Origin of the sequence: Seinonella peptonophila (assembly GCF_900129355.1) — a bacterium.
Classification (GTDB): Bacteria; Bacillota; Bacilli; order Thermoactinomycetales; family Thermoactinomycetaceae; genus Seinonella; species Seinonella peptonophila.
The window spans coordinates 174615-199918 of record NZ_FQVL01000006.1 but is presented as its reverse complement, the minus strand read 5'-3'; the positions used below and the strand labels follow the sequence as shown (position 1 = coordinate 199918).

Annotated in this window: 21 protein-coding genes, 8 tRNA genes and 1 rRNA gene; 27 read left to right on the top strand and 3 right to left on the bottom strand. The window is 40.4% G+C overall.

Annotated features, from left to right (window positions below; genetic code table 11):
• The first annotated feature begins 104 nt into the window (after positions 1-104).
• The 9 genes from rrf to BUB71_RS11635 all read left to right on the top strand — a co-directional run bounded on the left by rrf (position 105) and on the right by BUB71_RS11635 (position 1122).
• Positions 105-221: ribosomal RNA gene (gene rrf / locus BUB71_RS11675) — 5S ribosomal RNA — on the top strand.
• Between the two features lie 11 nt (positions 222-232).
• A tRNA-Asn gene (locus BUB71_RS11670) sits at positions 233-307 on the top strand.
• Between the two features lie 2 nt (positions 308-309).
• Positions 310-385 (top strand) — tRNA-Thr (locus BUB71_RS11665).
• A 3-nt stretch (positions 386-388) separates the two neighbouring features.
• A tRNA-Glu gene (locus tag BUB71_RS11660) sits at positions 389-464 on the top strand.
• 119 nt (positions 465-583) lie between these two features.
• Positions 584-659, top strand: a tRNA-Val gene (locus BUB71_RS11655).
• Between the two features lie 107 nt (positions 660-766).
• A tRNA-Tyr gene (locus tag BUB71_RS11650) sits at positions 767-851 on the top strand.
• A 22-nt stretch (positions 852-873) separates the two neighbouring features.
• Positions 874-948: transfer RNA gene (locus BUB71_RS11645), tRNA-Gln, on the top strand.
• Positions 949-959: 11 nt separating this feature from the next.
• Positions 960-1035: transfer RNA gene (locus tag BUB71_RS11640), tRNA-Lys, on the top strand.
• A 12-nt stretch (positions 1036-1047) separates the two neighbouring features.
• A tRNA-Gly gene (locus BUB71_RS11635) sits at positions 1048-1122 on the top strand.
• Positions 1123-1297: 175 nt separating this feature from the next.
• On the opposite strand, the gene BUB71_RS11630 is transcribed toward BUB71_RS11635, so the two are convergent.
• Positions 1298-1747 carry a DUF6376 family protein gene (locus tag BUB71_RS11630; RefSeq protein WP_073155011.1) on the bottom strand — a complete coding sequence of 150 codons (450 nt, stop codon included), beginning with the start codon at positions 1745-1747 and terminating at the stop codon, positions 1298-1300.
• 278 nt (positions 1748-2025) lie between these two features.
• On the opposite strand from BUB71_RS11630, the gene rocF reads away from it, so the two are divergent.
• The 13 genes from rocF (at position 2026) to BUB71_RS11565 (ending at position 18762) form a co-directional block, all read left to right on the top strand.
• Positions 2026-2928: an arginase gene (gene rocF, locus BUB71_RS11625; RefSeq protein ID WP_073155010.1), complete on the top strand. Its 903-nt coding sequence runs from the start codon at positions 2026-2028 to the stop codon at positions 2926-2928.
• A gap of 117 nt (positions 2929-3045) precedes the next feature.
• Entirely contained in the window at positions 3046-5814 is a 2769-nt protein-coding gene (ppc, locus tag BUB71_RS11620; RefSeq protein ID WP_073155009.1) for a phosphoenolpyruvate carboxylase, read from the top strand.
• Positions 5815-5895: 81 nt separating this feature from the next.
• Positions 5896-6723: a diadenylate cyclase CdaA gene (gene cdaA, locus BUB71_RS11615; RefSeq protein WP_073155008.1), complete on the top strand. Its 828-nt coding sequence runs from the start codon at positions 5896-5898 to the stop codon at positions 6721-6723.
• Positions 6720-7670 carry a CdaR family protein gene (locus tag BUB71_RS11610; RefSeq protein WP_073155007.1) on the top strand — a complete coding sequence of 317 codons (951 nt, stop codon included), beginning with the start codon at positions 6720-6722 and terminating at the stop codon, positions 7668-7670. Before cdaA ends, BUB71_RS11610 begins: the two co-directional genes overlap by 4 nt.
• Before the next feature lie 664 nt (positions 7671-8334).
• Positions 8335-10161 carry a glutamine--fructose-6-phosphate transaminase (isomerizing) gene (gene glmS / locus BUB71_RS11605; protein WP_073155006.1) on the top strand — a complete coding sequence of 609 codons (1827 nt, stop codon included), beginning with the start codon at positions 8335-8337 and terminating at the stop codon, positions 10159-10161.
• Positions 10162-10473: 312 nt separating this feature from the next.
• Positions 10474-11274, top strand: coding sequence for an SDR family NAD(P)-dependent oxidoreductase (locus BUB71_RS11600; RefSeq protein WP_073155005.1), 801 nt, complete (start codon positions 10474-10476; stop codon positions 11272-11274).
• 91 nt (positions 11275-11365) lie between these two features.
• Positions 11366-12322 carry an agmatinase gene (gene speB / locus BUB71_RS11595; protein ID WP_073155004.1) on the top strand — a complete coding sequence of 319 codons (957 nt, stop codon included), beginning with the start codon at positions 11366-11368 and terminating at the stop codon, positions 12320-12322.
• Positions 12323-12361: 39 nt separating this feature from the next.
• Positions 12362-13693: a purine-cytosine permease family protein gene (locus BUB71_RS11590; protein WP_073155003.1), complete on the top strand. Its 1332-nt coding sequence runs from the start codon at positions 12362-12364 to the stop codon at positions 13691-13693.
• On the top strand, positions 13690-14517 hold the full coding sequence (locus BUB71_RS11585) for a carbon-nitrogen hydrolase family protein (protein ID WP_073155002.1): 828 nt from the start codon (positions 13690-13692) through the stop codon (positions 14515-14517). The genes BUB71_RS11590 and BUB71_RS11585 overlap by 4 nt, the downstream gene beginning before the upstream one ends.
• Positions 14489-15154, top strand: a complete 666-nt coding sequence (locus tag BUB71_RS11580; protein WP_084731475.1) for a cyclase family protein — start codon at positions 14489-14491, stop codon at positions 15152-15154. The genes BUB71_RS11585 and BUB71_RS11580 overlap by 29 nt, the downstream gene beginning before the upstream one ends.
• A 22-nt stretch (positions 15155-15176) precedes the next feature.
• Complete coding sequence (gabT, locus tag BUB71_RS11575; protein WP_073155000.1) at positions 15177-16514, top strand: 4-aminobutyrate--2-oxoglutarate transaminase; 1338 nt, start codon at positions 15177-15179, stop codon at positions 16512-16514.
• A 19-nt stretch (positions 16515-16533) separates the two neighbouring features.
• Positions 16534-18012 carry an aldehyde dehydrogenase family protein gene (locus BUB71_RS11570; protein WP_073154999.1) on the top strand — a complete coding sequence of 493 codons (1479 nt, stop codon included), beginning with the start codon at positions 16534-16536 and terminating at the stop codon, positions 18010-18012.
• A gap of 243 nt (positions 18013-18255) precedes the next feature.
• The gene (locus BUB71_RS11565; RefSeq protein WP_245815577.1) at positions 18256-18762 is read left to right on the top strand and encodes a hypothetical protein; all 507 of its coding nucleotides are present in this window, start codon (positions 18256-18258) and stop codon (positions 18760-18762) included.
• A gap of 144 nt (positions 18763-18906) precedes the next feature.
• On the opposite strand, the gene BUB71_RS11560 is transcribed toward BUB71_RS11565, so the two are convergent.
• Both BUB71_RS11560 and BUB71_RS11555 read right to left on the bottom strand, forming a co-directional pair.
• On the bottom strand, positions 18907-19707 hold the full coding sequence (locus BUB71_RS11560) for an alpha/beta fold hydrolase (RefSeq protein ID WP_073154997.1): 801 nt from the start codon (positions 19705-19707) through the stop codon (positions 18907-18909).
• A gap of 238 nt (positions 19708-19945) precedes the next feature.
• Positions 19946-20689 carry a TatD family hydrolase gene (locus BUB71_RS11555; RefSeq protein WP_073154996.1) on the bottom strand — a complete coding sequence of 248 codons (744 nt, stop codon included), beginning with the start codon at positions 20687-20689 and terminating at the stop codon, positions 19946-19948.
• A gap of 95 nt (positions 20690-20784) precedes the next feature.
• Between BUB71_RS11555 and BUB71_RS11550 the strand changes: the two genes are divergently transcribed.
• The 5 genes from BUB71_RS11550 (at position 20785) to BUB71_RS11530 (ending at position 24869) form a co-directional block, all read left to right on the top strand.
• Entirely contained in the window at positions 20785-21549 is a 765-nt protein-coding gene (locus tag BUB71_RS11550; RefSeq protein ID WP_073154995.1) for an arylamine N-acetyltransferase family protein, read from the top strand.
• A complete protein-coding gene (locus tag BUB71_RS11545; RefSeq protein ID WP_073154994.1) occupies positions 21542-22246 on the top strand; it encodes a response regulator transcription factor in 705 nt (234 codons plus the stop codon). Before BUB71_RS11550 ends, BUB71_RS11545 begins: the two co-directional genes overlap by 8 nt.
• Positions 22236-23156 (top strand): sensor histidine kinase, encoded by a 921-nt coding sequence (locus BUB71_RS11540; RefSeq protein ID WP_084731473.1) that lies wholly within the window; start codon positions 22236-22238, stop codon positions 23154-23156. The genes BUB71_RS11545 and BUB71_RS11540 overlap by 11 nt, the downstream gene beginning before the upstream one ends.
• 62 nt (positions 23157-23218) lie before the next feature.
• Entirely contained in the window at positions 23219-24142 is a 924-nt protein-coding gene (locus BUB71_RS11535; protein ID WP_073154993.1) for an ABC transporter ATP-binding protein, read from the top strand.
• Positions 24126-24869 carry an ABC transporter permease gene (locus BUB71_RS11530; protein WP_340148298.1) on the top strand — a complete coding sequence of 248 codons (744 nt, stop codon included), beginning with the start codon at positions 24126-24128 and terminating at the stop codon, positions 24867-24869. Before BUB71_RS11535 ends, BUB71_RS11530 begins: the two co-directional genes overlap by 17 nt.
• Positions 24870-25304 lie beyond the last annotated feature (435 nt).

Genomic DNA, 25304 nt, shown 5'->3' with positions numbered 1-25304 from the left:
CACACTTAGCTGACAGATACGAATCGGTCGAGGGCTTATCTAACCATTTTCTTTTGGTGTATGACTTTCTTTTCTACTCATTTTCAGAGTGTGACACTCTTTTGTCTGGTGATGATGGCGGAGGGGTTCCACTCGTTCCCATCCCGAACACGATCGTTAAGCCCTCCAGCGCCAATGGTACTTGGGGCTCACGCCCCTGGGAGAGTCGGACGTTGCCAGGCAATACATATATTCCTCAGTAGCTCAATGGTAGAGCACCCGGCTGTTAACCGGTAGGTTGTAGGTTCGAGTCCTACCTGGGGAGCCATTGCTTCCATAGCTCAGTCGGTAGAGCGCTTCCATGGTAAGGAAGAGGTCACCAGTTCGAGCCTGGTTGGAAGCTCCATGTGGCCCGTTGGTGAAGCGGTCAACACACCAGCCTTTCACGCTGGCATTCAGGGGTTCGAATCCCCTACGGGTCACCAATTGAGTTGGATGTCAGAGGTCTGCGACATAAACCTACATCTATCCAAGCTCACCAAGATGTGAATACTAGATGATAGTTATAATTCAGACCTCTTACTCCACAGATTCTTACTCATATGGACGCTTAGCTCAGCTGGGAGAGCATCTGCCTTACAAGCAGAGGGTCGGCGGTTCGAGCCCGTCAGCGTCCACCATATCTAAATTTGAGATGGTTTCGTGTAATAACGATATATTTCATCTCAAATGAGTATCATTTTTGAGGGAATAGAGAATACAATCATATATGGTAGCTAATAATTATGGAGGGATACCAAAGTGGCCAACTGGGGCGGACTGTAAATCCGCTGGCTTTGCCTTCGTAGGTTCGAATCCTACTCCCTCCACCAAACTTTATATTCTCTTCCTTTTTGGGGAGTAGCCAAGTGGTAAGGCAACGGACTTTGACTCCGTGATGCGTAGGTTCGATCCCTACCTCCCCAGCCATTTTGTTTTATGAGCCATTAGCTCAGTTGGTAGAGCATCTGACTTTTAATCAGAGGGTCGAAGGTTCGAATCCTTCATGGCTCACCATCTATTCGGTGTGCGGAAGTGGCTCAGGGGTAGAGCATCGCCTTGCCAAGGCGAGGGTCGCGGGTTCGAATCCCGTCTTCCGCTCCAATCAAATAAAAATTCAAGACCAACATTACTCGACTATTGTTGAGAGTGTTGGTTTTTTCATACTTTCTGAAAAGTAAGCTCGTTTTGATGATTTAAGATCTACCATAATAAAAATAGCTAAAGCAGTTGATTAGTCATAGCGCTTTAGCTATTTAGATCGTTGGATAAGTTTGCTTTATTGTTGAAGCTGTTGTAACTGATTTAGGAATCCATTTAGCTCTTGGATTGTTTTAAAAATCGGAAGCTGTGAGATATTTTCAATAGTAACTTTGCCGTCTTTCAGATCAGCTAGTGAAGTATCAATTAAGCCTAAGATTGCCTGGTTTTTATCTTTGATACTTTGGTGAATATTGGCGGCGAAATCAGGAGGGTTTAGATTATCAAAGTTTTGAATATCCGTTTTCATGGTTTGCAGTTTTGTTTGTAATTGACTAAGTGAAGAAGGGTCAGTTGCTGCTTTTTCAAAAAGTGGTGGTATTTCTTGAGAATATGAGTTCATTTTATTGATGTATTCAGTAGCTTTGGTAACATAATCAATCGAATTATTTAAGTCAGTAATCATGGAACATCCGCTGATTATTAATAGTAATGAAAGCATCAGCCCAAATAGATAACGAATTTTCATGCAAAAGAACCCTCCAGGTAACGTGTTGTCATGACATTCTAAGTATATATGTATGGAAGGAAAACAGCAATAAAACTAATAAAAACATATTTAATACATAAGATTTTTGTTGTTTGACGTAGTTCTATTTTGAACGGTGTTGATACTCAATTTTTTGATGCATATGAATTGCGTTTCCATGAACCACGATCACGAGCAGATCACATGACTTTGTCTACAATCAGAGACTTGAAAATGGTTGAATCGATCATACTAATCATGAAAGCAGGTGAAATACAATGAGTCAAAAAAAGGTTACGATTATTGGCGTGCCAATGCATTTGGGGCAAAACCGACGAGGAGTCGATATGGGTCCTAGTGCGATACGATATGCAAAAGTTCGCCAACGAATTGAACAATTGGGTTTTTATGTGGAAGATTTGGGAGATATATATGTCCCAAGCCCTGAGCGTTTAACGATTGAAAACCCTAAATTAAAGTGGCTCCCACAAGTAAAAGAAGTAAACGAAAAGTTGGCTGATCAAGTGAGCAAAGCGATACAGCAAGGGAGTTTTCCACTTGTTTTAGGTGGGGATCATAGTATCGCGATTGGAACTTTGACAGGTGTCACACGGCAATATCAAGAGGTTGGATTAATCTGGTTTGATGCTCATGGAGATTTAAATACAGAAGAAAGTTCACCTTCAGGTAATATTCATGGTATGTCACTAGCAGTTAGCTTGGGAATTGGACATTCTGACTTAGTCAATATGGGTAACTTTTCACCAAAAATAAAGCCTGATCGGACCGTGATTGTGGGTGCTAGAGATCTAGATCCTCCAGAAAAAACAAGGATCCATGAATTGGGGATTCGTGTTTTTACTATGCATGAGATTGATCGAGTCGGTATGGCGGCAGTGATGGAAGAAGCGATTCAGATTGCAAGCCAAGGAACGAAGGGGATACATCTGAGTTTTGATCTAGACGGTTTAGACCCGAAAGATGCTCCAGGTGTGGGAACGCCTGTTTTGGGCGGTACAACCTATCGAGAAAGCCAGTTAGCAATGGAGATGTTAGCAGAAAGTAAACAATTGTTATCAGCTGAATTTGTTGAAGTGAACCCAATATTAGATCAGGCAAATCATACAGCAAAAGTTGCAGTAGAACTAATTGAATCGATTCTAGGGAAGAAAATCTTGTGATTTTTTATGAATGCATTATGATTAAGATACAGTAAAAAAATGCTGATGTGTAAAGCATTAAAATCCATATTCGTTACAACGATTGATTTCTTTGATTTGAAGGAGGGGAGATTGTAAATGAGTACGATAGATAAAGATCAGCCATTAAGACGTGATGTAAAATTATTGGGTGAGATTTTAGGAAAGGTATTAAAAATCCAAGAAGGGGAAGAGATTTTTCAGCATGTTGAACAGTTGCGTGAACAGGCGAAGCAGCTACGTACAGTTACTGACCCAACTCTGTTTGCCCATTGTACGGATCTGATTAGCCAGCTCCCTAAAGAATCAACTCAACGAGTAATACGGGCTTTTGCTACTTATTTTCAACTTGTCAATTTAGCTGAACAAAACCATCGTGTGCGGAGACATCGTGCATATCGTAAAAATCAACAGATTGAACAACAGCCTTACTCCATCGAGAGTGCCATTGCTCGTCTGAAAGAAAAAGGTTATACCGTAGAGCAAGTGGAAGAAATTTTAGGTCATTTATCCTTAGAGTTAATCATGACAGCGCATCCGACTGAGGCGATGCGTCGTACGATACTAGATATTCACCATCGGATTGCAGAAAAATTAATGCTACTGGATCAGCCAGAACTGACTCCAGATGAACTAGAGATCTTGCACTTAGATTTATTTAGTGATGTGATGACTTTATGGCAGAGTGATGAGTTGCGGGAACGAAAGCCAACGGTGATTGATGAAGTTCGAAATGGTCTTTATTATGTAGATCAAACATTGTTCCAATCATTGCCTAAAATTTATCTGGAATTAGAACGAGCGCTCAGGCGATATTACCCGATGAAAAATTGGCATGTTCGTTCTTTCCTTCGATTTGGTTCTTGGATTGGCGGAGACCGTGATGGGAATCCTGGTGTTACTGCAAATGTATCATGGGCAACATTACAATTACAGCGAAACTTAATTATTAGAAAATATATGGAATCTCTTCGTCAATTGTTGAAACAATTAAGTCATTCTTCAGAAAGAGTACAGATTCAACAGGAGTTACTCGACTCGATTGTTGTCGACCAGGAAGAGGTGGAATTGACTGACTCGATCACTGCATGGCGAAATCAGCATGAAGTTTATCGGATCAAACTTACCTATATGTTAGCCCGACTTTATTGGACGAGGCAGGGAGAACATCAAAAGGGATCATATTTGAATGTGGATCAATTTCTACGCGATTTGCAAATAATCGATCAAAGTTTACGTGGTCATCAAGCGATATCAGTTGCCGACCAAGCGATTAGCACTTTGATTCGGCAAGTTGAGTTATTTGGTTTTCATCTTTTTACACTCGATATACGGCAACATAGCGCTGAACATGAACGAGCATTGTCAGAGATTTTACGGACATTAGGTATTGAAGAGGATTATGCAAGTTTAAGCGAGCAACAAAAGTATAAGTTATTAACAGAGTTGCTAAGTGATCCACGACCGCTTACTTCACCACATACAGAATATTCGCCTGATACGACAGAGTGTTTAGAAGTATTTCGTATGATTAAGCGCGCAAAAGAGGAATTTGGCTCAGCTGCGATTCGCAATTACTTGATTAGCATGACACAAGGAACCAGCGACCTATTAGAAGTCGTACTTTTTGCGAAAGAAGTAGGATTACATACGGTAAGAGGTGGAGAAAAGAAGTCTGGCTTACATGTTGTACCTCTCTTAGAAACAATTGATGATCTTCATCGAGCACATGAGATTATGGAAGCATACTTGAGTCATCCTGCTTTTGTTCCTCATAGACGAAGAGATTTAGCGATTCAGGAGATTATGTTGGGTTACTCCGATAGTAATAAAGATGGAGGCATGATCTCAGCAAACTGGGAACTTTATTCTGCTCAACTTTCTTTATCGGAGCTTGGAAAACGACATGGTTTAATGATTAAATTTTTCCATGGACGTGGTGGTGCGCTAGGAAGAGGCGGTGGCCCTCTGCACTTTAGTATTTTAGCGAGTCCGTTTCAGGCTGTATTAGGTGGCGTTAAAATTACTGAACAAGGTGAAGTGCTGTCCTCAAGGTATGCTTTAGCACCGATTGCGGAAAGAAGTCTAGAACAGGCGACTTCCGCACTCATTTATGCAAGCTCAAAAGCATTGGCAAGCGAGACGCATCCATTGAAACAAAGTTGGATTGAAGCGATTAGGCAAATTGCTGATGTCTCTTTAAAAAAATATCAACAGCTTGTTTTTGAAGATCCTGCTTTTCTTCATTTCTTCCATGAGGCTACACCACTGCCCGAAGTAGGAGAATTGAAAATTGGTTCAAGACCTGCTCGACGGAAAAATAGCCGACGTTTTGAAGATTTGCGTGCAATTCCATGGGTCTTTGCCTGGACGCAATCGCGTTTTCTGTTCCCTGCTTGGTTTGCCGCAGGGACAGGCTTTGAAACATGGTTGAAGCAGGAACAAGAAGAAAGGATCGCCTTATTAAGGCAAATGTACCGAGGTTGGACATTCTTCCGTTCTTTGATCGATAATTTACAGATGGCATTAGCCAAAGCAGATATGGTGATAGCAGAACATTATACTTCATTAGTCGAGAACCAGAAGGATGGAAAACGGATTTATGATTTAATTAAAAAGGAATTTGAATTGACTAAACAATGGGTTCTAGCCATCACAGAACAACAACAATTACTTGATCATATACCAGTCATTCAAGAATCGATTCGATTACGTAATCCCTATGTTGATCCATTAAGTTGGATTCAAGTGAAGCTGTTGAAAGAATGGCGAGCAGAGGTACATGATGAAGCAGATCAAGAAAATCTGTTAGAGCAAGTGTTGATCACAATTAATGGAATTGCTGCCGGACTGCGCAATACTGGTTAACATAAAGAGCAATCTTTTTGATTGCTCATTTTTTATGGAGTTGTACATAATAAGCTAAGAATGTTTTTGGCGGAGGTCCATATGCAACTATTTGATGGATTTAAAACCTATATCAGCGATATTATTGATATTTTGATTGTGAGCTATATTATTTATCAATTATTGGTCTTACTACGTGGGACAAGAGGTGTTCAGTTATTAAAAGGGGTCTCTGTCGTCATCATTGCTTGGTCCATTAGCTATTTCCTTCAATTAACGACACTGCGTTGGCTGATCGAAAACTTATTTTCTGTTGGTTTAATCGCAATCATTGTGATCTTCCAACCCGAGCTACGCCGAGCACTTGAACAGTTGGGAAGAGGTGGTTTCTTTCAGTTCAATCGACAGATGAAAGATGAACAGACAGGAAGAATTGCTGACGAAATCAGCAAAGCTGCACTTATTCTTTCAGAAAAGCAGATAGGCGCTTTAATTGCAATCGAACGTCAAACTGGCTTATCTGATTATATCGAAACAGGAGTTCGTTTAGAGTCAAAGCTAAGCTCAGAACTATTCCAGCAACTATTTATTACAAGCGGACCTCTACATGATGGAGCCGTGGTTGTTCGTGAAGACTTAATTATGGCTGCCGGTTGCTACTTGCCTTTATCGGAAAATCGACTGATCAGCAAAGAATTAGGTACGCGGCATCGGGCAGGTATTGGACTATCGGAGCATTCAGATGCATTAGTTGTCATCGTATCTGAGGAGACCGGTGCAATCTCCCTTGCACAGCATGGTAAGTTACAGCGAGACCTTAGTGAAGATTCATTATTACAACAGCTATATAATGGACTAAGACCACGTGAAAGAAGGAAGTTTGTAACATGGCGACAGCCCAAAATTCATGAAGGGGAGGGGGGAGAATGAATCGTTGGTATGAAAATAACTTGGTTTTGCGGATTATCGCGCTACTTTTAGGGATTTTCATCTGGTTAATGGTTGGCGATCATTCCTTTCCTCCATTCGCCAACCCACAGGATATGGTCGAAATTGGTGGTGTACAATTACAGTCACGGATAGACCAAGATCGGCAGGAGTTATTAGAACAAGGTGATAGCAAAGTAAACCTTGTTCTTTCTGGCCCTGAACAAACACTGCGGCGATTGCCTCCTACTTATCGGGCGTTTATCGATTTGCGTCATCTAAGAATGGGCTATTATCAATTTGCTTCGGTACAAGTGGAAGGGCTTCCGGCTGGTGTTCATTTTGAAGCGAAGCCCAAGCGTATTCGTGTCTTTGTGGATAAAAAAGTAGAAGTAGAAAAGCCCATTCAGCTTGAGTTGGCGGGCAAAGCAAAATCACAATTACAAAAAGCAGCACCGACTTGGGAACCGAAAACAGCATTTTTACGAGGAGCTCAGACAAAATTACGGCAAATACCTTTTGTTCGTGCACGTCTGCAATTGGATCAATGGCAGTCACCATTGACCAAAGAAATACCTTTACAACTGACAGGAAATCATGATGCGATCCAACATGCTACATTAATAGATCAAACAACCTCTGTTACTATCCCCGCTGGATGGGTGGAAAAAGAGGTGCCGATTCAACCTGTCATTGAACAATCTCCTGCCCCACCTTATTTAGTCTCTTCCATCCAAGTTACACCAAGTCGTCTCCGTCTGTTTGGTCGTAAAGAAGAGCTTGATCTCATGACTCAACTGAGCCTTCCGTTAGATTTAAGTAAGCTGACTAGTGACCAAATGCTGGCAACTAAAGTTACTGTACCCTCTTCTCTTTTGTCGTTAGATTCGACTGATGTGAAAGTACAAGTGAAGTTACAACATCAAACAACGAACGAGCCCCAGCCGTAAACCACGATCACAAGCCGATTACGCTTGTTGGCAGACATAAAGAGCGAATGAAGAGGTGATCGGCAACGCACCATTTTCGGGCGAAATTTAGCGGAATGGCAGGTAAAGCGGCATTTTCCCTTCGAGCAAACTGTTCGAAGTATGCCAGAGAAGACGAGTTTTGCCTGGCCGCGAAGGCTCAGAACGCGACAGTACCACAGCCTGGAGGGTCCGGTTGGAGTGTCGCCGAGAAACACGATCACAAGCCGATCACATGAGTTTATCTACATCTGGTTTAAGACTTTATGAATAGGGATCATTTGGCCGAAAATATCATCTATTTATTCAATTTATATGTATTAGAATCTATCTAAATCGGGAATAGATGTATGGTTGAAAAAAATAGACTTTACTTATTGTCGAATTTATCCTAGCATAGAATATGTTGTTTTAAACAACAGATAGGAGGTAGAGATGACGAGATATTGATTTGATTAAAAGCGCCTGGACTGCATGCTGATGCAGTTGACGAGGAGGAGGTTTATCGAAGATCGGCGGATACCTCCCGGTTGACGTCACGACCGAGAAGCGATTGCACAAAGAAGCAAGGTGACTTGTTTGACAAAGGCAATCGTATGACGAGACAAAAAAATAACAAATATGAGATATGGGGGTATTTCATCAAATGTGCGGAATTGTTGGATACATCGGGGAGAAAGAAGCACAGCCTATTCTGCTGGAAGGTCTATCGAAATTGGAGTATCGTGGCTATGATTCGGCTGGTGTTGCGATCTTTAATGGTGAATGGATTCGGGTTGAGAAATCGAAAGGACGTTTGGTAGACCTAGAAGGCAAGCTGAAATCTGCTGGACTCTCAGGAAATGTTGGAATCGGTCATACACGGTGGGCAACACATGGAAAACCTTCCGATCAAAATTCCCATCCTCATACTGATGAGCAAAGTCAATTTGCCGTTGTGCATAATGGGATCATTGAAAACTATTTGGAGCTGAAGGAAGAGTTAATCGGAAAAGGCTATACGTTTACTTCGGAGACAGATACTGAGGTGATCGCAAAGCTCCTTGCTGATCTTAATGATGGAGATCTTGTTTCCACTGTGCAAAAAGCGGTGGCGCGATTACATGGTGCATATGCATTAGGCGTGCTCAGTGTGAAAGAACCTGGTCGTTTAGTGGCGGTACGTTATGCGAGCCCGTTGGTCATTGGCTTGGGAAATGGTGAAAATTTTATCGCTTCGGACATTCCAGCGATCCTCAAGCACACAAGGGATGTGTATATCCTAGAAGATGGAGAAATGGCCATTTTAGAGAAAGATCGCGTTCAATTGATGAAAATCGATGGTACGCCTGTGGAAAGGGATACCTTACGTGTCACTTGGGACTTAGATAAAGCAGAAAAGAGCGGCTATGAACACTTCATGTTGAAAGAAATTTATGAGCAACCCAAAGCCATTCAAGATACAATGGCAAGTCGCATTAGCCAGGAGCAAGTTGATCTCAGTCAAGAGATTTCTCTGTCTAGTCAAGTGATTCAGCAGATCGACAAAGTGCAATTTGTAGCGTGTGGAACCGCCTATCATGCGGGATTAGTTGGCAAATATGTATTTGAAGATTTGACACGGATTCCTGTCGAGGTCGATATTGCCTCTGAGTATCGTTATCGCAATCCAATTATTACAGAACGGACATTGGTGATTGTGATCAGCCAATCAGGCGAGACAGCAGATACATTAGCCGCACTGCGAGAAGCAAAAAAAGCAGGAGCTACAGTCTTAGCCATTACGAATGTAGTGGGGAGTAGTGTAGCGCGTGAGGCTGATCAAGTGCTGATAACTTGGGCAGGCCCAGAGATCGCAGTTGCTTCGACCAAGGCATATACATCTCAATTGATTGCCATTTATCTACTGGGTACGTATTTTGCCCAAATGCGTGGCACTTGTACAGTAGAGGATGCAAAACAGATTGTAAGCGAGCTAACCCGTTTACCACAGCGTGTAGAAGCAATCCTTGAACAAAGTGCCAAAATCAAGGACTTTGCTGCACAAATTGTGAACCATGAACACCTATTTTTCCTCGGACGTGGGCTCGATTATGCAGTTGCTTTGGAAGGTTCACTAAAATTAAAAGAAATCTCTTATATACACTCCGAAGCCTATGCGGCTGGTGAGCTAAAACATGGGACATTGGCCTTGATTGAAGAAGGAATTCCTGTTATCTCATTAGCAACCCAACGTGCTGTCTATGAGAAAATGGTGAGTAATATTCAAGAAGTAAAAGCTCGTGGCGCCTATTTACTTGGTCTTACAGTCGAAGGTGATCAAGAACTACAGAAATCAGTTGATGCTGTACTTCATCTACCAGAAACACTCGACATACTATCCCCCGTCCTTGCTGTCGTACCTTTGCAACTTGTTGCTTACTACGCTTGTGTAGCTAGAGGTTTTGATGTGGATAAACCGCGAAACCTTGCTAAAAGCGTTACAGTTGAGTAAAACACCTTTAGATTGACATGTAATGTAGAACCTGATAAAGAGTTACAAATCTTACCCCCTTTGGATATGAATGCCAAGGGGGCTTTTTGAGTAAATATTTTCTTCGCTTACCAGCTCATGAATCTAGATCCTTTAGATGTAGTGAAGCGTAGCCGGGAACCACGATCACGAGCAGATCACATGACTTAATCTATCAGCTAAACTCTTTAGATGTCTAGAGGGTTTTTTATGCGAGATTGCTATGGATATCTACTTTGACATTGGGAGATCTTATATTTAATCATGCATATTTGTAAAAAGGGGTCATGTGGGATGGGTCGTCTACAAGAAAAAGTAGCGATTGTGACGGGTGCCGCTTCTGGAATTGGTTTAGCGACAGCGAAGTTAATGGCTAGTCATGGCGCGAAAGTAGTGGCTGCTGATATAAACTTTGATGGTGTAAAAAAAGTAGTAGAAGAGATTAGACAAGCTGGAGGGGACGCGATTTCTGTATCGGTAAATGCATTAGAGGAAGAATCGATTCAGGAAATGATCACGATCGCAAAGGTAACTTATCGCAAAGTCGATATCTTATTTAATAATGTCGGTGGAACAAAAGCAGATAAAGATCATGCAATTGTTGACTTAGACAAAGAGACATGGGATTTTGCTTTTAGGCTTAACCTTAGAAGTATTGGGTATGGCTGTAAACATGTGATTCCTCATCTGATTGAAAACAGTGGTGGTTCGATTATTAATACAGCCTCTATGGCAGGAATTCTTGGAGATCTAGACAGTTCTGCCTATGGTTCAGTGAAGGCAGGAGTTATTTCATTAACCCGTTATGTTGCCACACAGCATGGTAAACAGGGGATTCGCTGTAATGCAGTTGCACCTGGCTTAATCCTCACACCAGCTACCGAAGCTTACTTCACAGAAGAGGTCAAGCAGCGATTTGTTCGTCATAATGTATTAAATCGACTTGGTAAACCAGAAGATATTGCTCAAACTGTTCTGTTTTTAGCTTCAGATGCCTCCAGCTTTATTACAGGACAAACAATCCAGGTCGATGGCGGTTCTGGTATTCATGCGGGTACTTTTGCCGAATTTATGGAAATGAGGGATCAGCATTAGATCGTAGAAACTGACTATTAAAAAGTATTTATGGATAGACTAAGTGACATGCTCCATCAAATCAAAATATTGGTAGGAGGATGTCTGTTTTATGTTTAAACCAAAAGATTCATCGAAATCGCCGCGCTTTTGTGGAATTCCTACTTTTATGCGTTTGGAACAGCGAACAACAACAGAAAATGTTGATTTTGTTGTCTTGGGTATTCCTTTTGATACAGCACAGTCTTTTCGCGTAGGCGCTCGTTTAGGCCCGCAACATATCCGCGGTTTTTCGACATTGCTACGACCATATAATCCAGAGCAAGAGATTCAGATTTTTGACTATTGTTCTGGAGTAGATTATGGGGATTTGGATGTGATCCCAGGTAATATCTTAGGCACTTATGATCAGATTACAGCTGGGCTAGCACCCATTTTGGAAAAGCAGATTGTGCCCATTATTTTGGGTGGGGATCATTCGATTACATTAGGGAATTTGCGCGCTTTTGCAAAACAATATGGCCCAATGGCGCTTGTTCATTTCGATTCACATAATGATACTTGGGATAACTATTACGGGGAAAAGTATATGCACGGGACACCCTTTCTACGAGCGGTTGAGGAAGGGTTATTAGACGTGGAACATTCCATTCAAGTTGGCATTCGCGGTCCGCTTTATGAACCGGATGATGTGGAGGATGCACGAAGACTTGGTTTTGAAGTGATCACAATGAAGCAAGTCAGGGAGATGGGACAGCAAGAAGTGCTACTACGTATTCACCAGCGAGTAAAGAAACAGCCTGTTTATGTTTCCTTTGATATTGATTTTATTGATCCTGCATATGCGCCAGGAACGGGGACACCTGAAGTGGGCGGTCCCACCAGTTATGAGGCACTTTCTTATGTAAGAGGATTAGATGGAATAAATCTAAAAGGATTTGATTTAGTTGAAGTGTTACCTGCTTACGATAGTGGTGAGATTACAGCAGTCGTTGCTTCCAATGTAGCTTATGAAATGATTACACTGGTTGCCATGCAAAAGCGGCGAATCAAGGGCGTGGAGCAGTAACATATTTGCAAAATTATGGTTTCTAGGAGGAACGGATCAATGGAAGTCAGCAATCAGTTTGGTCAGGATAGTGTGAAGCCAACGCTGCAATCGGAGCGAACGATGCGCTTTTTTTCTACCCTTTCTCTGTGGATTGCGGCAAATGTCGTGGTCACAACAATTTTTACAGGAATGCTTTTAGTTCCTGATCTTACGATTACGCAAGCAATATCGATGATCATACTGGGTTCGATCATCGGTGCAGTCCCGCTCTTGTTTACAGGGAATGTAGGTACCCGTACAGGATTACCAACCATGATTCTGATGCGAGGAGCTTTTGGATATCGTGGTGCTGCGCTCCCTTCAGCGGTTAATGTGATCGTCTTAATCGGTTGGAGCTGGATACAGGCATATATGGGCGGTCTCAGTCTGAATCATGCGGTTCGATTCCTAACAGGATATGATAATATCAATCTATTTGTCATCTTTGTAGAAGTATTAGTTGTGATTATTGCACTCTATGGGCATCGTGGAATTGAAAGAACCGAAAATATTATTGCATCATCTATGCTTGTCCTCTCATTAATCGTCTTTACGTATATGTTTCTTGTATTTGATCTTGGAGAGCTAATTGAGATGCCTACCAGTACCAATCCAAAAATATCAATGGTGATCGGTTTTGATATGGTAGTGGCAACTGCTTTTTCATGGATGCCGACTGCTGCTGACTTTAATCGTCACTGTGCCGATGAAAAAACGGGAATGATCGGTACATTACTTGGCTATTTTATCGGTACAGTCGTTGCAATGGCGCTGGGTGCGACAGTTTCGGGTTTTTCCATTATGCAAGGTGGGCAACAAAATTATGATCCCACTACATTGATCGGCGGGTTGAATCCAATCCTTGGTTTTATTGCTGGCATTGTCATTTTTTTGTCAGTCTTGTCAACCAATACGATGGCTTTATACAGTGCGAGTATGTCATTCTTAGCAATTTTTCATAATCGGAAATTTTTCTTACCTACCCTGATCATGGGAATAATTGCTGTGCTTGGGGCGCTTTGGAAAGAACAATTGCTCTTACACTTCCAAGCCTTTTTAACCGTGATTGGAACATTATTTATCCCAGTCATCTCCATCTTTCTAGTTGATTATTATCTACTAAAAAGGAAGAACTACGACGCGGATGAGATTATTTACGGTAACAATAAACGATATTGGTACAGCAATGGAATCAATTATTTTGCTTATGTTGCTTATATACTTGGAGCTGTATTTGCTTATTACTTCACTTATGTGCACCCACTTTCAATAGGCTCAACAGTGCTTACCTTTTTCTTTACAGCGATATTATATTGGTTATTGATGAAGACAAGGAAAGTTGCAACATGAAAATTTACGTTGCAGCCGTTCAAATGAGTGCAACACCATTCAAAAAAGCAGAAAAATGGCGTCAGATGGCGCAATGGATCAAAAAGATTAAACAAGCTAGACCGAGTGTCCAGCTCATCATCTTTCCAGAATTAGCTGTAACCGGTTATGACTTTCAGCTTTGCTATCGTGACCTAGCAGAAGAAAGGCATGGAGAAACGTATCAGTTCTTTTCACAGTTAGCGCAGCAATATGGAATCTATCTGGTTTATGGGAATGTAGAACAAAATCAAGGTAAGAGCCCATTCAATACGATTTACTTTATGAATCCACAAGGACAAGTGACCCAATCCTATCATAAGACACATCTAACCAGCCTTGAGCGATCCCATTTTACAGCGGGTGATGCTCTACAGACTGTGGAGACCGAATGGGGTAAGGTTGGTTTGCTGATTTGTTGGGATCTTGCCTTTCCTGAGGTAGCTCGCTCACATGCATTAGATGGAGTCGATCTATTGATTGCACCTGCTGCATGGGAAAAGCCATATCTAGATTCTTATGTCAAGTTTAGTATGGCTCGTGCTCTGGATAATGCGACCCCTTTGGTTACCTGTAATTACATTGGAAAAAATCATTCATTCGATTTTACAGGTGGAAGTCGTATCTTTGATGCAACTGGGACTGAAATGGTTTCACTCGTTGATGAAGAAGATTATCTATATGCTGAGATTGATTCAACACAAACAAATAAAGCGCGGCAAGAGTTTTATACCATGCTGATGGAGAGGAAGCCAGAATTATATAAGCGAGGGGATAATGATGCCAAAAGTGATCAAGATTGTTGATCTTTCCCAAAATCTAGATGAGCAAACACAAGTTTACCCAGGTGATCCACATCCAACTTTTGAACCAACTGCAACAATTGAAAATCATGGCTATAACATTTTGCAAGTATGTATGGGCTCGCAGTCAGGAACACATGCTGATGCTCCATACCATTTTATTCAAGAGGGAAAGACGATTGAAGCATGTGATCTTTCTTTATTCGTAGGTGAAGGGATCATCATTTCTGTCTTAGATCGGAAGCCTCATCAACCCATTCTTTTAAAAGATGTTTCTCCTTATCTACCACAGATGGAGCCAGGCAAGATTGTTATTTTTCATACAGGTTGGTCAAAATATAATCGGACAGATCAATATTATGAACATCCTTATCTGTCTGTAGAAGCCGCTAAAGCAATACTAGATCGAGGCATTCGTACCTTTGCTTTAGATGCAATCAACATTGATGATACAGGGACTAATGAGTATCCAGTTCATCACCTGATCCTTGGGGAAGATGGGATTATTATTGAAAATTTGACCAATCTAGCAGCAATCGATTTTCACCGCCCTTTTTTATCCTTATTACCACTTAAAATGACTGGTGCAGACGGTGCGCCCATGCGGGCAGTTGCGCTTCAATTTGCAGAAATTGATTGATAATCGAAAGGGAGTCTTGATTATGGATGGGAAGAGCTTTATTCAATTGAAAACATCAATACCTGGTACAAAAGGAAAAGAACTGCTCGAGAGGCGTGAAAAAAGCGTCCCTAGAGGTATTTCAAATACGGCCCCTACCTTTATCGAACAAGGAAAAGGCGTCATCGTAACAGATGTGGATGGTAACCAACTGATCGATTTCGCCGGGGCAATTGGTACTCTAAATGTGGGGCATTGTCCACCCACTGTAATAGAGGCATTAAAAAAGCAACTTGATCATTATATTCATCCAGGTTTTCCTGTCATTATGTATGAACCTTATGTACACCTTGCTGAAAAACTAAATCAAATTACACCAGGTACGCATGAAAAGAAGACTTTCTTTTTAAATAGTGGTGCAGAAGCTGTTGAAAATGCTGTTAAAGTAGCGCGTAAATATACCGGAAGACCTGGGGTCATTTCGTTTGAACGAGGATTTCATGGTCGAACATTATTATCCATGTCGCTGACAAGTAAAGTGAAACCCTATAAATATGAATTTGGCCCCTTTGCTCCTGATACCTATAAAATGCGCTTTCCTTACTATTACCGCGCACCGTTTCAAGTTTCATCAGATGAGTTAGATCAAGAAATCTTACGTCAGTTAGAGGAGTTTTTCTTATCAGAAGTGCCGGCTGAACAAGTAGCGGCAATGATTATGGAGCCTGTACAAGGAGAAGGAGGGTTTATTATTCCTTCAAAGAACTTTGTGCAGGGTGTAAAACAGATTTGTGAAAAACATGACATACTATTTATTGCTGATGAGATTCAGACCGGTTTTGGTAGAACAGGGAAAATGTTTGCTATGGAGCATTTTGAAGTGGTTCCAGATTTGATCACGATGTCCAAATCACTTGGAGCTGGACTGCCGATTAGCGCTGTGACTGGTCGAGCTGAGATTATGGATGCCCCTAATCCGGGAGAGCTGGGGTCAACCTTTGGTGGAAGTCCACTTGGTTGTGTGGCGGCAGTTGAAGTGATCAAGATGATGGAAAATGAGTTGATTGCTCGTGCGCAAGTGATTGGTGAACGATTGCAGACACGTTTTCAACAAATGCAGCAGCAATTTTCATTTATTGGAGACGTACGAGGACTGGGTGCAATGTGCGCGATGGAGATCGTAAAGGATCATGACAGTAAAGAACCAGATAAAGATTTGACCGCAACCTTGGTTCGAGAATGTGTAGAACAAGGATTAATTATTTTAAGCGCGGGGCTGTTTGGGAATGTGATTCGGATTTTGGTTCCACTCGTGATCAGTGATGAGCAATTAGAAGAAGGACTCTCTGTAATGGAAAGTGTCTTTGCAGATCACGTATAAATGAGCTGGAGGTAAAAGGATGGAACAGCTACAAAAAATGTATATTGATGGAGAGTGGGTGTTATCTAGCACTGGAGAGAGACGAGAAGTGTTAAACCCAGCCACAGGTGAAGTGATCGCGCAAGTGACAGAAGGAAATCAAGATGATGTTAGAAAAGCAGTAGTAGCTGCCAAAAGAGCCTTTTATCACGATGGCTGGTGGGGAATCTCTGCCAATGAACGAGCAGATTTATTGCTACGATTAGCAAATCGATTAGAAGAAGAAAGCGAAGCATTTGCACAGTTAGAAGTACTCAACAATGGGAAACCATTACATGAGGCTGAGATTGATCTTTCCGATGCAGTGCAATGCCTGCGTTACTATGCAGGAATCACAACAAAACCACATGGTCAGACATATGATGTTTCTGATCCGATGCATGCGATGGTTATACGGGAGCCAATTGGGGTATGTGGGCAAATTGTAGCATGGAATTTTCCACTATTAATTGCGATTTGGAAGTTGGCGCCCGCATTAGCTGCGGGAAATACCATTGTCTTTAAGCCATCTGAAATCACGCCATTAACAAGTATCAAACTCTTTGAGTTGATCGATGAAATCGGTGTTCCCAAAGGTGTGGTTAATCTGGTCTTAGGAGCAGGTGCGACAGTGGGACAGGAGATTGCGGAACATCCAGATATTGATAAAGTTGCCTTTACGGGTGGAACAGAGACTGGTCGCAAGGTGATGCAAGCAGCAAGTGGCAATCTAAAGAAAATCTCGTTAGAACTAGGGGGGAAATCGCCCAACATTGTTTTTGCTGATGCCGATCTGCCAACAGCAATCGATTATGCCATAGCTGGTATCTTCTTTAATCAAGGGCAAGCATGTTCGGCTGGATCACGTTTAATTCTACAGGAAAGTATCCATGATGCATTTATTGAAGAACTAGCAAAGAAAGCAAGTAAAATCCGTGTTGGTGATGGATTAAAACCCGGTACACAGATGGGACCTTTGATCTCTGAAGCTCACATGAATAAAGTATTGCATTATATTGAGTTAGGAAAGAAAGAAGGAGCGAAGTTGGTCTGTGGCGGTAATCGAATCATCGGAAATGGAATGGAAAAAGGTTACTTTGTAGAACCAACCATTTTCACCCAAACGACACCGACGATGACGATTGTTAGAGAAGAGATATTTGGCCCTGTATTAGCTGTTCAAACCTTTCGCGATGAAGAAGAAGCGATTCGTCTGGCAAATGATTCCATCTATGGGCTGGCTGGAGCCGTTTTTACTCAGGATGGTGCGAAAGCGATGCGTGTCATTCGAAAACTTCGCGCGGGGATTACTTGGATCAATTGCTATCATCCAACCTATAATGAAGCTCCTTGGGGCGGCTATAAGCAGAGTGGAATCGGACGAGAGCTTGGTACCTTTGGTTATGAAGAGTATACAGAAGTAAAACAGATTAACGTCAACCTTCAAGTAAGACCGACTGGCTGGTATGATGAAGGATAGTGGTTGAATATAAGACGAATGGACGAAAAAAAGTTCTACCTAGCATGAGTGTGTAATGCAATTAGTCGGATGATAAAAGCGGTTGCTCATAAAGCATCCGTTTTTCATTTTTTATTTAGCTGATCAAATAAAAATATGTTACTTTGTCTACCATTAGCCTATTTCTTATATAGATAGTATATGATATGCATGATTAAATAAATAATAGGAGGAGTTCTCATAGATTATATAAGGGATTATGCAATGTATACAGCTATTTTCGGTATGTTTAGCTTCTGTTGGTTTGGTTGGGCTCAAGAGAATCCAAGAAAAAACTGGCGCCTATATATAGGGCTTGCTTCTGGCATAGCATTTATAATAAGCGCAATAGGAATATATTTAAGTGTGAAGAATTGGCATGGACGTACTGTTTTGTCAGATCCTAGTGTGTACAAATATTATTTAGTTGTTGTATTGATTGAGTTTCTTTTAGCAGCAATAGGCGCTTTCGTTTTAATTAAATATAAGAAAAATAATTATGTGGCTCCTTGGATTGCGTTAATTGTAGGTGTTCACTTTTTCTGGTTGAAAAATATATTTAAAGATTCCAGTCTATATATTTTAGCAATCCTTGTTATTGGAGTTGCTATCATTTCAATATGGTTGTCTAAAAAACTAAACACAGCAAATAGCGCTATTACAGGTATTGGTGTCGGTTTTGTGCTATTTTGCTTTGCTATCTTAGGATTGATCCGATTTTTGCAAGTTTGAATACACTGATTGACATATAAGATCCCACATTTCGCTCTTTCTTGAATGAAATGTGGGGTTCAAAAAACTTATCGGTCATTAAGTTTGTGAAATATAATTCACCCCAATTAAATAAAGAGCTAAGCTCCATCTGGGGCTTTCTGTTTATGTATCATTTTCTAGTAAAAATTCTTCAATCACTGCAAGAAGTTTTCTTGGATTTTCGGCAAAGACCAAGTGCCCAGATTCAATTTCTCGATATTGCGCTGTGGGAATTAACTCCGCTAGCTCTTTGCAATATTCGATGGGAACCATTTGGTCTTCTGTTAATCCGACCACCTGGGTAGGTGCTGAAATATTGGTAACGAGTGAGCGAATTTTGATTCTTGCATCAAGATGTGCTTGTCGATCAAGCCCAAGTTCAATTCCAGCAGCAAAATCAGGAATCGTGTGAACCAATTGTTGTATATCACGAAATTTATTGTAAAAGGTTGAGCCAAAACCAGTTAACATGACAAATTGGGCAAATAGCTCGCGATCTTGATGAAAGAGCTTTTGCCAGAAGTCAAAGCGAAACTGGGCTCGTAGATCACTTTCCACCCATCCGCCAATTAAAGTGAGCGATTGAACATAGTGGGGATACTTGCCGGCAAGCGCAGCTGCAATCACTGCTCCTAGTGAATAACCAACAACATGAACCGATGTCAATCCCTCATTTTTCAACGCCGCTACATGCTGTTCGATTAATTTTTCCAGTGTTAAAGTCCCACCTGAGTCTTCTGTCTTCCCTGAACCGGAATAATCTGGAGCAATCACATGAAAACGGGTTGCGAGGGCAGGGATGATTCCACCCCAATTGCCAATGGCGGAGCCTCCTGTCCCATGGATTAATAAAACAGCCGAACCTGAACCCTCTATATAATAAGCAACATGGGCATCATGTATCTGAACATTCTTGATCTGCATAGAAATTCTCCATTCTAGAGTAGATTGAACCGTTTGTGATTTATTATAGACAAAGACCAGCTCATATCAAAGCTGGTCAATTTTTTGGTGTTCAGGAAACTTTAGGTGTTGCCCGCATCCCAATATGGGAGAGTTTATTACATGATCAAAGAGTCTTTCATATCCTTATCAAACATATCGATGTTATTTAGGGTAAGCATAATAAAGCCTACAAAAATAGCTTCAATGTATATTTACTTTAAATAGATAAGAATCGTTGTGTATTAAGCAGAACTTGTTCCGCCATTTGTTTTGTGGGAAGCTGATGAAGCTCAGCGAGTTTTCGTATAACATGTTCTACCCAGAGTGGGCTGGTGCGTAGTCCTTGAAAGCGATCTTCAAAAGACCATGGACCATCTGTTTCTACCATGATTTGCTCGATGGGATATTGCAAGGCAATTTGCTGAATATCTGGCTCATATAAAATGTCAGGTGTGAATGAGATATAGTAGCCCTGTTCTCCCATTGTCTGTAAAGTTACTTTGTCTGTTTTTAACCAATGAAATTGCGCTTTTTGAATCCCATATTCCTGTAGTAGATCAACGACAATCCTTGTGTGTTCATAGATCGCGTGTAGAGCGACAGGTTTGTCCCACTCGGCTGCAAGAGCTAAGAAAGGTCGCAGTTGCTTTATGGCTTGTTCGTCAGTATATAATTTTTGATAATAGGGGAGTCCAATTTCTCCAATCAGGTCAATTTCTGCTTGATGATTGTGCATCCACTCAAGTAGCGGTGATAGGTCTGTTAACTTCTGCTCAGGATGAAAGCCGCATGCAGCAATCACTCGATCTGGGTAACGACGCTTCAAGTCAAGCGTTCGCTGAGAAGATGGCAAATCCATCGATACAGCGATCACTCCTTTAAGCGACGGATAAGTAAAAAAAGTCTCAATCTCATGATCTTGATATTGGTCAAGGTGAATATGTGCATCATAAAACTTCATAAACAAAGCTCCTCAAATGAAAATGATAGCATCTTTTTCTATGTCCAAGATACATTGTGTCTAAGACGTAGCAATTGAATAGAAGAGGTGAGCATGTGAATATAAAACAGTATTTACAACGAATTAACAGCAATATGCCAAATTCACTTGATTTTGATCATCTAACTCTTTTGCAGAAACAACATCTTCTTCATATTTACTTTGAGAATTTAGATATTTTAAATGGAAAACCACTATCACTGTCTGCTAAAGACTTATTTACTAAGTTGATTATACAGCGCCGAGGTGGGGTTTGTTTTGAATTAAATGGTCTCTTTTATTATTTTTTGCAAGAATTAGGTTACAAACCTACATTAATGGCAGGAACAGTCTATCTAGGTAATGGGAAATGGGCGATTGAACATGCTCATCTATTCTTGATTATCCCTCTAGAACATAGTGAATATGTGGTCGATGTTGGATTTGGTGGCAATTGTCCTAGAGTTCCCATAGCTTTGAACGGGGAGATTTGTGTTGATCCTCTGGGCCAAGTTTTTCGCGTAAATCGAGAAAAAAGGTATTGCTATGTTCAGAAGCGGGAAGAACAGACTTGGAAAACGTTGTATCGTTTTGAACGAGAAGCAGATCATTGGTCGCTAGATAAACTAGTACCAATATGTCGAATAGTAGAGACTGATCCTGATTCGAGTTTTCAGCAGGATATTTTCTGCTCTCGTGTGACAGAGCTGGGCAGAGTGACCTTGATTGGTAATAAGCTGACAATTGTTGAAAATGGATCGAAGAGAAAACAAAGATTATCATCGGCAGAAATTCCTTTGATTGTAAAACAATATTTTCAATTGGAGCTATCAGATGGATAAACGGATACTAATCATTGATGATGATGTTGAGTTATGTAGATTATTGAAGAAGTGTTTAGAGGTAGACGGTGTTCAAGTTGATCTCGCACACACAGGTATAAAAGGTTTATTGCATTTGAAAAATCAGATGTATCACTTAATTATTCTTGACATGATGATGCCAGAGCTTGATGGGATTGCCACATTACAACGGATTCGTCAAACTCGTAATACACCAGTACTTATTTTAACAGCAAAAGATGATGAGCTAGATAAAGTGCTGGGCTTAAAATCAGGTGCAGATGATTATTTAACCAAACCATTTCGTCTTTCTGAATTAACTGCTCGCGTTGAATCGCTGATTAGGCGATATGTAGTATTAGGTGCAGCCGTTGAACAGCCTTCGATGCTTGTTTTCGGTCGCCTAAAAATCGATCCAATCAAGATGTTGGCCTCTTATGATAAAAAAGATTGTGGACTAACAAGCAAAGAGTTTTCATTGTTATACTTTCTAGCATCACATGTTGGGCAAATTTTCACTAAAAAACAGATTTATCGTCATGTGTGGGAAGATGAATATGCTTATGATGATAATAATATCATGGTTCATATTCGTCGCTTGCGTAAAAAAATAGAACCTGATCCAGCCAATCCTCAATATATCATCACTGTTTGGGGAATTGGTTACAAGTTTAGTGGAGTGTCAGATGATGAATAATATGTTGTTTATTTATATAGCGTTTCCAATTATTACACTGTTTTTCCTATATCGAGAATGGAGATTGCGATTACAGATTCAACACATAGCACAAATTGTTGATGAAATCATTGCAGGTAATGAAGGTCGGAGAATTTTTGTTCGTGATAAAACTCGACTTGCTCCCCTTGTTTTTCGTGTCAATCGGTTGGTAGAGACTTTTCAAGCTGATAAAATTAGAGCGCTTCGAGCTGATAAAGCGAGAAAACAAATGTTGACCAGCCTTTCACACGACGTACGAACGCCACTTACTTCGATTTTAGGTTATCTAGATGCTTTAAGCGATGGAACAGTAGGTCTCGAAACAAAAGAATATATACAGATTGTACGAAATAAGGCTTATTCTTTACAACAGTTTATCGATGAATTGTTTATGATTGCACAGATTGATGCAAATGAGTTAAATCTAACAATAGAGCCAATTGATCTGTTTGAGTTATTACGTAATGAGTTAATTGGATGGATACCTCGATTCAAGCAAAAGAGATTTGCAGTTGAAATTCAAATTCCAGACGATGAACCGATTATTTTAGGAGATTCTCATGCGTTACTTCGAGTGATTGATAATTTATTACAAAATGCGACGCGATATGGTGAAAGAAAGATTGGATTAATTGCTTGGATCGAAGAAGAGCAGGTTATATTTGAAATATGGAATGATGGCATGGGTCTTTCCAGTTATGAGGTGGAATTTGTGTTTGATCGCCTACATAAAGGAAGAGATTCAGCACGTTCAGAGCGTGGATATGGTTTAGGACTTGCAATCGCTAAAGAATTATTAGAAAAAATGAATGGCTCAATCCAGATGGTCAGTAAACCGCAACATAAAACGACAGTTCGTGTATCGTTCCCATTAAGTAAGAAAAAGTAAGATTTAAGTAAGCTCCATGTTAGAACTGTCTTTTATAATCGACAAAAGAGAAGGGGGATAACATGGAGAATTGGGTTTTAAAAACAAGCAATTTAACACGTCAATTTGGTACAAAAAAGGTAGTTGATTCGATTGACATACATGTACCAAAGGGTCAAATCTATGGACTATTAGGTCGTAATGGTGCAGGAAAAAGTACAACTCTCCGCATGATAATGGGGATGGTAAGACCTACTTCAGGGAAAGTTTATCTTTTTGGTCAAGAGTGTAAAAGGATGGCGAAAGAACTCTATTTACGTGTAGGTTCATTAATCGAGACACCAGGTTTTTATCATAATTTAACAGGTAACGAAAATTTGAACATCCTAGCTAGATTACGAGGAGTTCATCGCTCTGATGCAGTTGCTTATGCTTTATCTAAAGTTGGACTAGACCAGGAACCAAAAAAGGTTTTTTCCGAGTATTCTTTGGGTATGAAACAGCGTTTAGGGATAGCAGCAGCAATCTTACATGAACCTGAGTTATTAATTTTAGATGAACCAATCAATGGCTTAGATCCTATTGGAATTCAAGAAATGAGAAAATTTCTTCTTGAGTTATGTAAAGAGAAGCAAGTTACTATTTTAATATCAAGTCATATTTTAAGCGAAATTGAATTGTTAGTTGATCGGGTAGGTTTGATCCACAAGGGAAAATTGTTGGACGAGGTGGCTTTAGATGAATTGAGAAAAAGAAATCGAAGATATCTTGTTTTTCAAGTATCCAATATGAAAAAAGCTGCACTTGTCATAGAAAAACATTTTTATACAACAGATTATGAAATACTTGAGCAAGGTGAAATTCGTTTATTCTCTAAAATAGAACAAGCTGAGGCTCTAAATAGGGTTTTAGTTAAAAATGGAGTTGATGTATCGCGTATTACTATGAATGAGGAAACATTAGAAGATTATTTTGTTAAGCAGATTGGTGGTGGGGTTATTGGTTGATTTAATCTATACAGAATTGCTTAAATTAAAGCGAGCCAATATGGTTCTGGTTAGTCTACTTGGTGCATCTGCCGCTCCTGTGATTATGTTTATCGCTTTTTTGAATATGAAAAGTCAAAAACCCGACACTGAAATCACCTTTTCTGTTTCTTTTTATAATACCAATCTCAATATTCTCATGTTGTTGGGCGTTTTACTTTATGGCATTATCACTACGTATTTGTTTAATCGCGAACATGAAGAAAATACATTAAAAAATTTACTCACATTACCGATCTCTCGGTTTAAATTTATGTTGAGTAAAATGATAACTCTGTATCTATGGATTATGCTCCTTACATTTTTCTCGTGGATGCTTACTTTGTTATTAGGATTAATGGGTCAATTTGAAGGCCTAAGCATGGAAGTACTAACGAACACCATGCAACAATATTTGTTTGGTGCAACATTAATGTTGCTGATGTCAACTCCGACAATATTAGTTGTTTTTTTAACTAAAAGTTATGTTCCAACCATTATTTTTAATGCAGTTATCACATTATCTAATATTACATTGGCTGATTCAAAGTATCGCGTACTCTTTCCTTGGTCAGCTGTGCACACGATTGTAAGCCATTCATTTGTAGACGATTATGCTCCCATTCTTTCCTATCTGTCCATTCTGATCGTTTCCTCCATTTCGTTTGTTTTAGCAACACTCTATTTTTACCGATTGGAAATAAGATAGCTGAGTTTACATCTCCATTATCTAAATTTAGAATTTGATAGATTGAAAAGACATCACCTCATGTCTTTAGTAAGAGGTATGTCAGCTTGTAGACAAAGTAAAAGCTCCGTCAATATTTCACGCTTCGCCTCCATTTCAGGCTACGACGATGTCTTCAAGGCGCCGCGTCTGCGCGCTCAGGGCGGTATCAACTCGGCTATGCCTCAGACAGTACTACCGCCTATTCTTCGCTACACAGACGCGGCTTTATAGCGCCTGAAAGTCGCTCCGCAGCGAAATATTGACTCCACGATTTCTCCTTCTTCTACCCAATGTTCCATACTTCTTCTCTTTATAAATAGGGTTTTTTCATCAGTCTGTCATGCCTGTAGTATAGAGGAATGTTTTTTATTGATTCTATAATGAATCTGACTAAAATAGATTTCAATATTTTGC

Coding starts and splice junctions, on each gene's coding strand:
- BUB71_RS11545 (WP_073154994.1), top strand. CDS start 21,542: ATGGATAAACGGATACTAATCATTGATGATGATGTTGAGTTATGTAGA.
- BUB71_RS11630 (WP_073155011.1), bottom strand. CDS start 1,747: ATGAAAATTCGTTATCTATTTGGGCTGATGCTTTCATTACTATTAATA.
- glmS (WP_073155006.1), top strand. CDS start 8,335: ATGTGCGGAATTGTTGGATACATCGGGGAGAAAGAAGCACAGCCTATT.
- BUB71_RS11600 (WP_073155005.1), top strand. CDS start 10,474: ATGGGTCGTCTACAAGAAAAAGTAGCGATTGTGACGGGTGCCGCTTCT.
- ppc (WP_073155009.1), top strand. CDS start 3,046: ATGAGTACGATAGATAAAGATCAGCCATTAAGACGTGATGTAAAATTA.
- BUB71_RS11560 (WP_073154997.1), bottom strand. CDS start 19,707: ATGCAGATCAAGAATGTTCAGATACATGATGCCCATGTTGCTTATTAT.
- speB (WP_073155004.1), top strand. CDS start 11,366: ATGTTTAAACCAAAAGATTCATCGAAATCGCCGCGCTTTTGTGGAATT.
- BUB71_RS11570 (WP_073154999.1), top strand. CDS start 16,534: ATGGAACAGCTACAAAAAATGTATATTGATGGAGAGTGGGTGTTATCT.
- BUB71_RS11585 (WP_073155002.1), top strand. CDS start 13,690: ATGAAAATTTACGTTGCAGCCGTTCAAATGAGTGCAACACCATTCAAA.
- BUB71_RS11565 (WP_245815577.1), top strand. CDS start 18,256: ATGTATACAGCTATTTTCGGTATGTTTAGCTTCTGTTGGTTTGGTTGG.
- gabT (WP_073155000.1), top strand. CDS start 15,177: ATGGATGGGAAGAGCTTTATTCAATTGAAAACATCAATACCTGGTACA.
- cdaA (WP_073155008.1), top strand. CDS start 5,896: ATGCAACTATTTGATGGATTTAAAACCTATATCAGCGATATTATTGAT.
- BUB71_RS11580 (WP_084731475.1), top strand. CDS start 14,489: ATGATGCCAAAAGTGATCAAGATTGTTGATCTTTCCCAAAATCTAGAT.
- BUB71_RS11535 (WP_073154993.1), top strand. CDS start 23,219: ATGGAGAATTGGGTTTTAAAAACAAGCAATTTAACACGTCAATTTGGT.
- BUB71_RS11590 (WP_073155003.1), top strand. CDS start 12,362: ATGGAAGTCAGCAATCAGTTTGGTCAGGATAGTGTGAAGCCAACGCTG.
- rocF (WP_073155010.1), top strand. CDS start 2,026: ATGAGTCAAAAAAAGGTTACGATTATTGGCGTGCCAATGCATTTGGGG.
- BUB71_RS11540 (WP_084731473.1), top strand. CDS start 22,236: ATGATGAATAATATGTTGTTTATTTATATAGCGTTTCCAATTATTACA.
- BUB71_RS11610 (WP_073155007.1), top strand. CDS start 6,720: ATGAATCGTTGGTATGAAAATAACTTGGTTTTGCGGATTATCGCGCTA.
- BUB71_RS11555 (WP_073154996.1), bottom strand. CDS start 20,689: ATGAAGTTTTATGATGCACATATTCACCTTGACCAATATCAAGATCAT.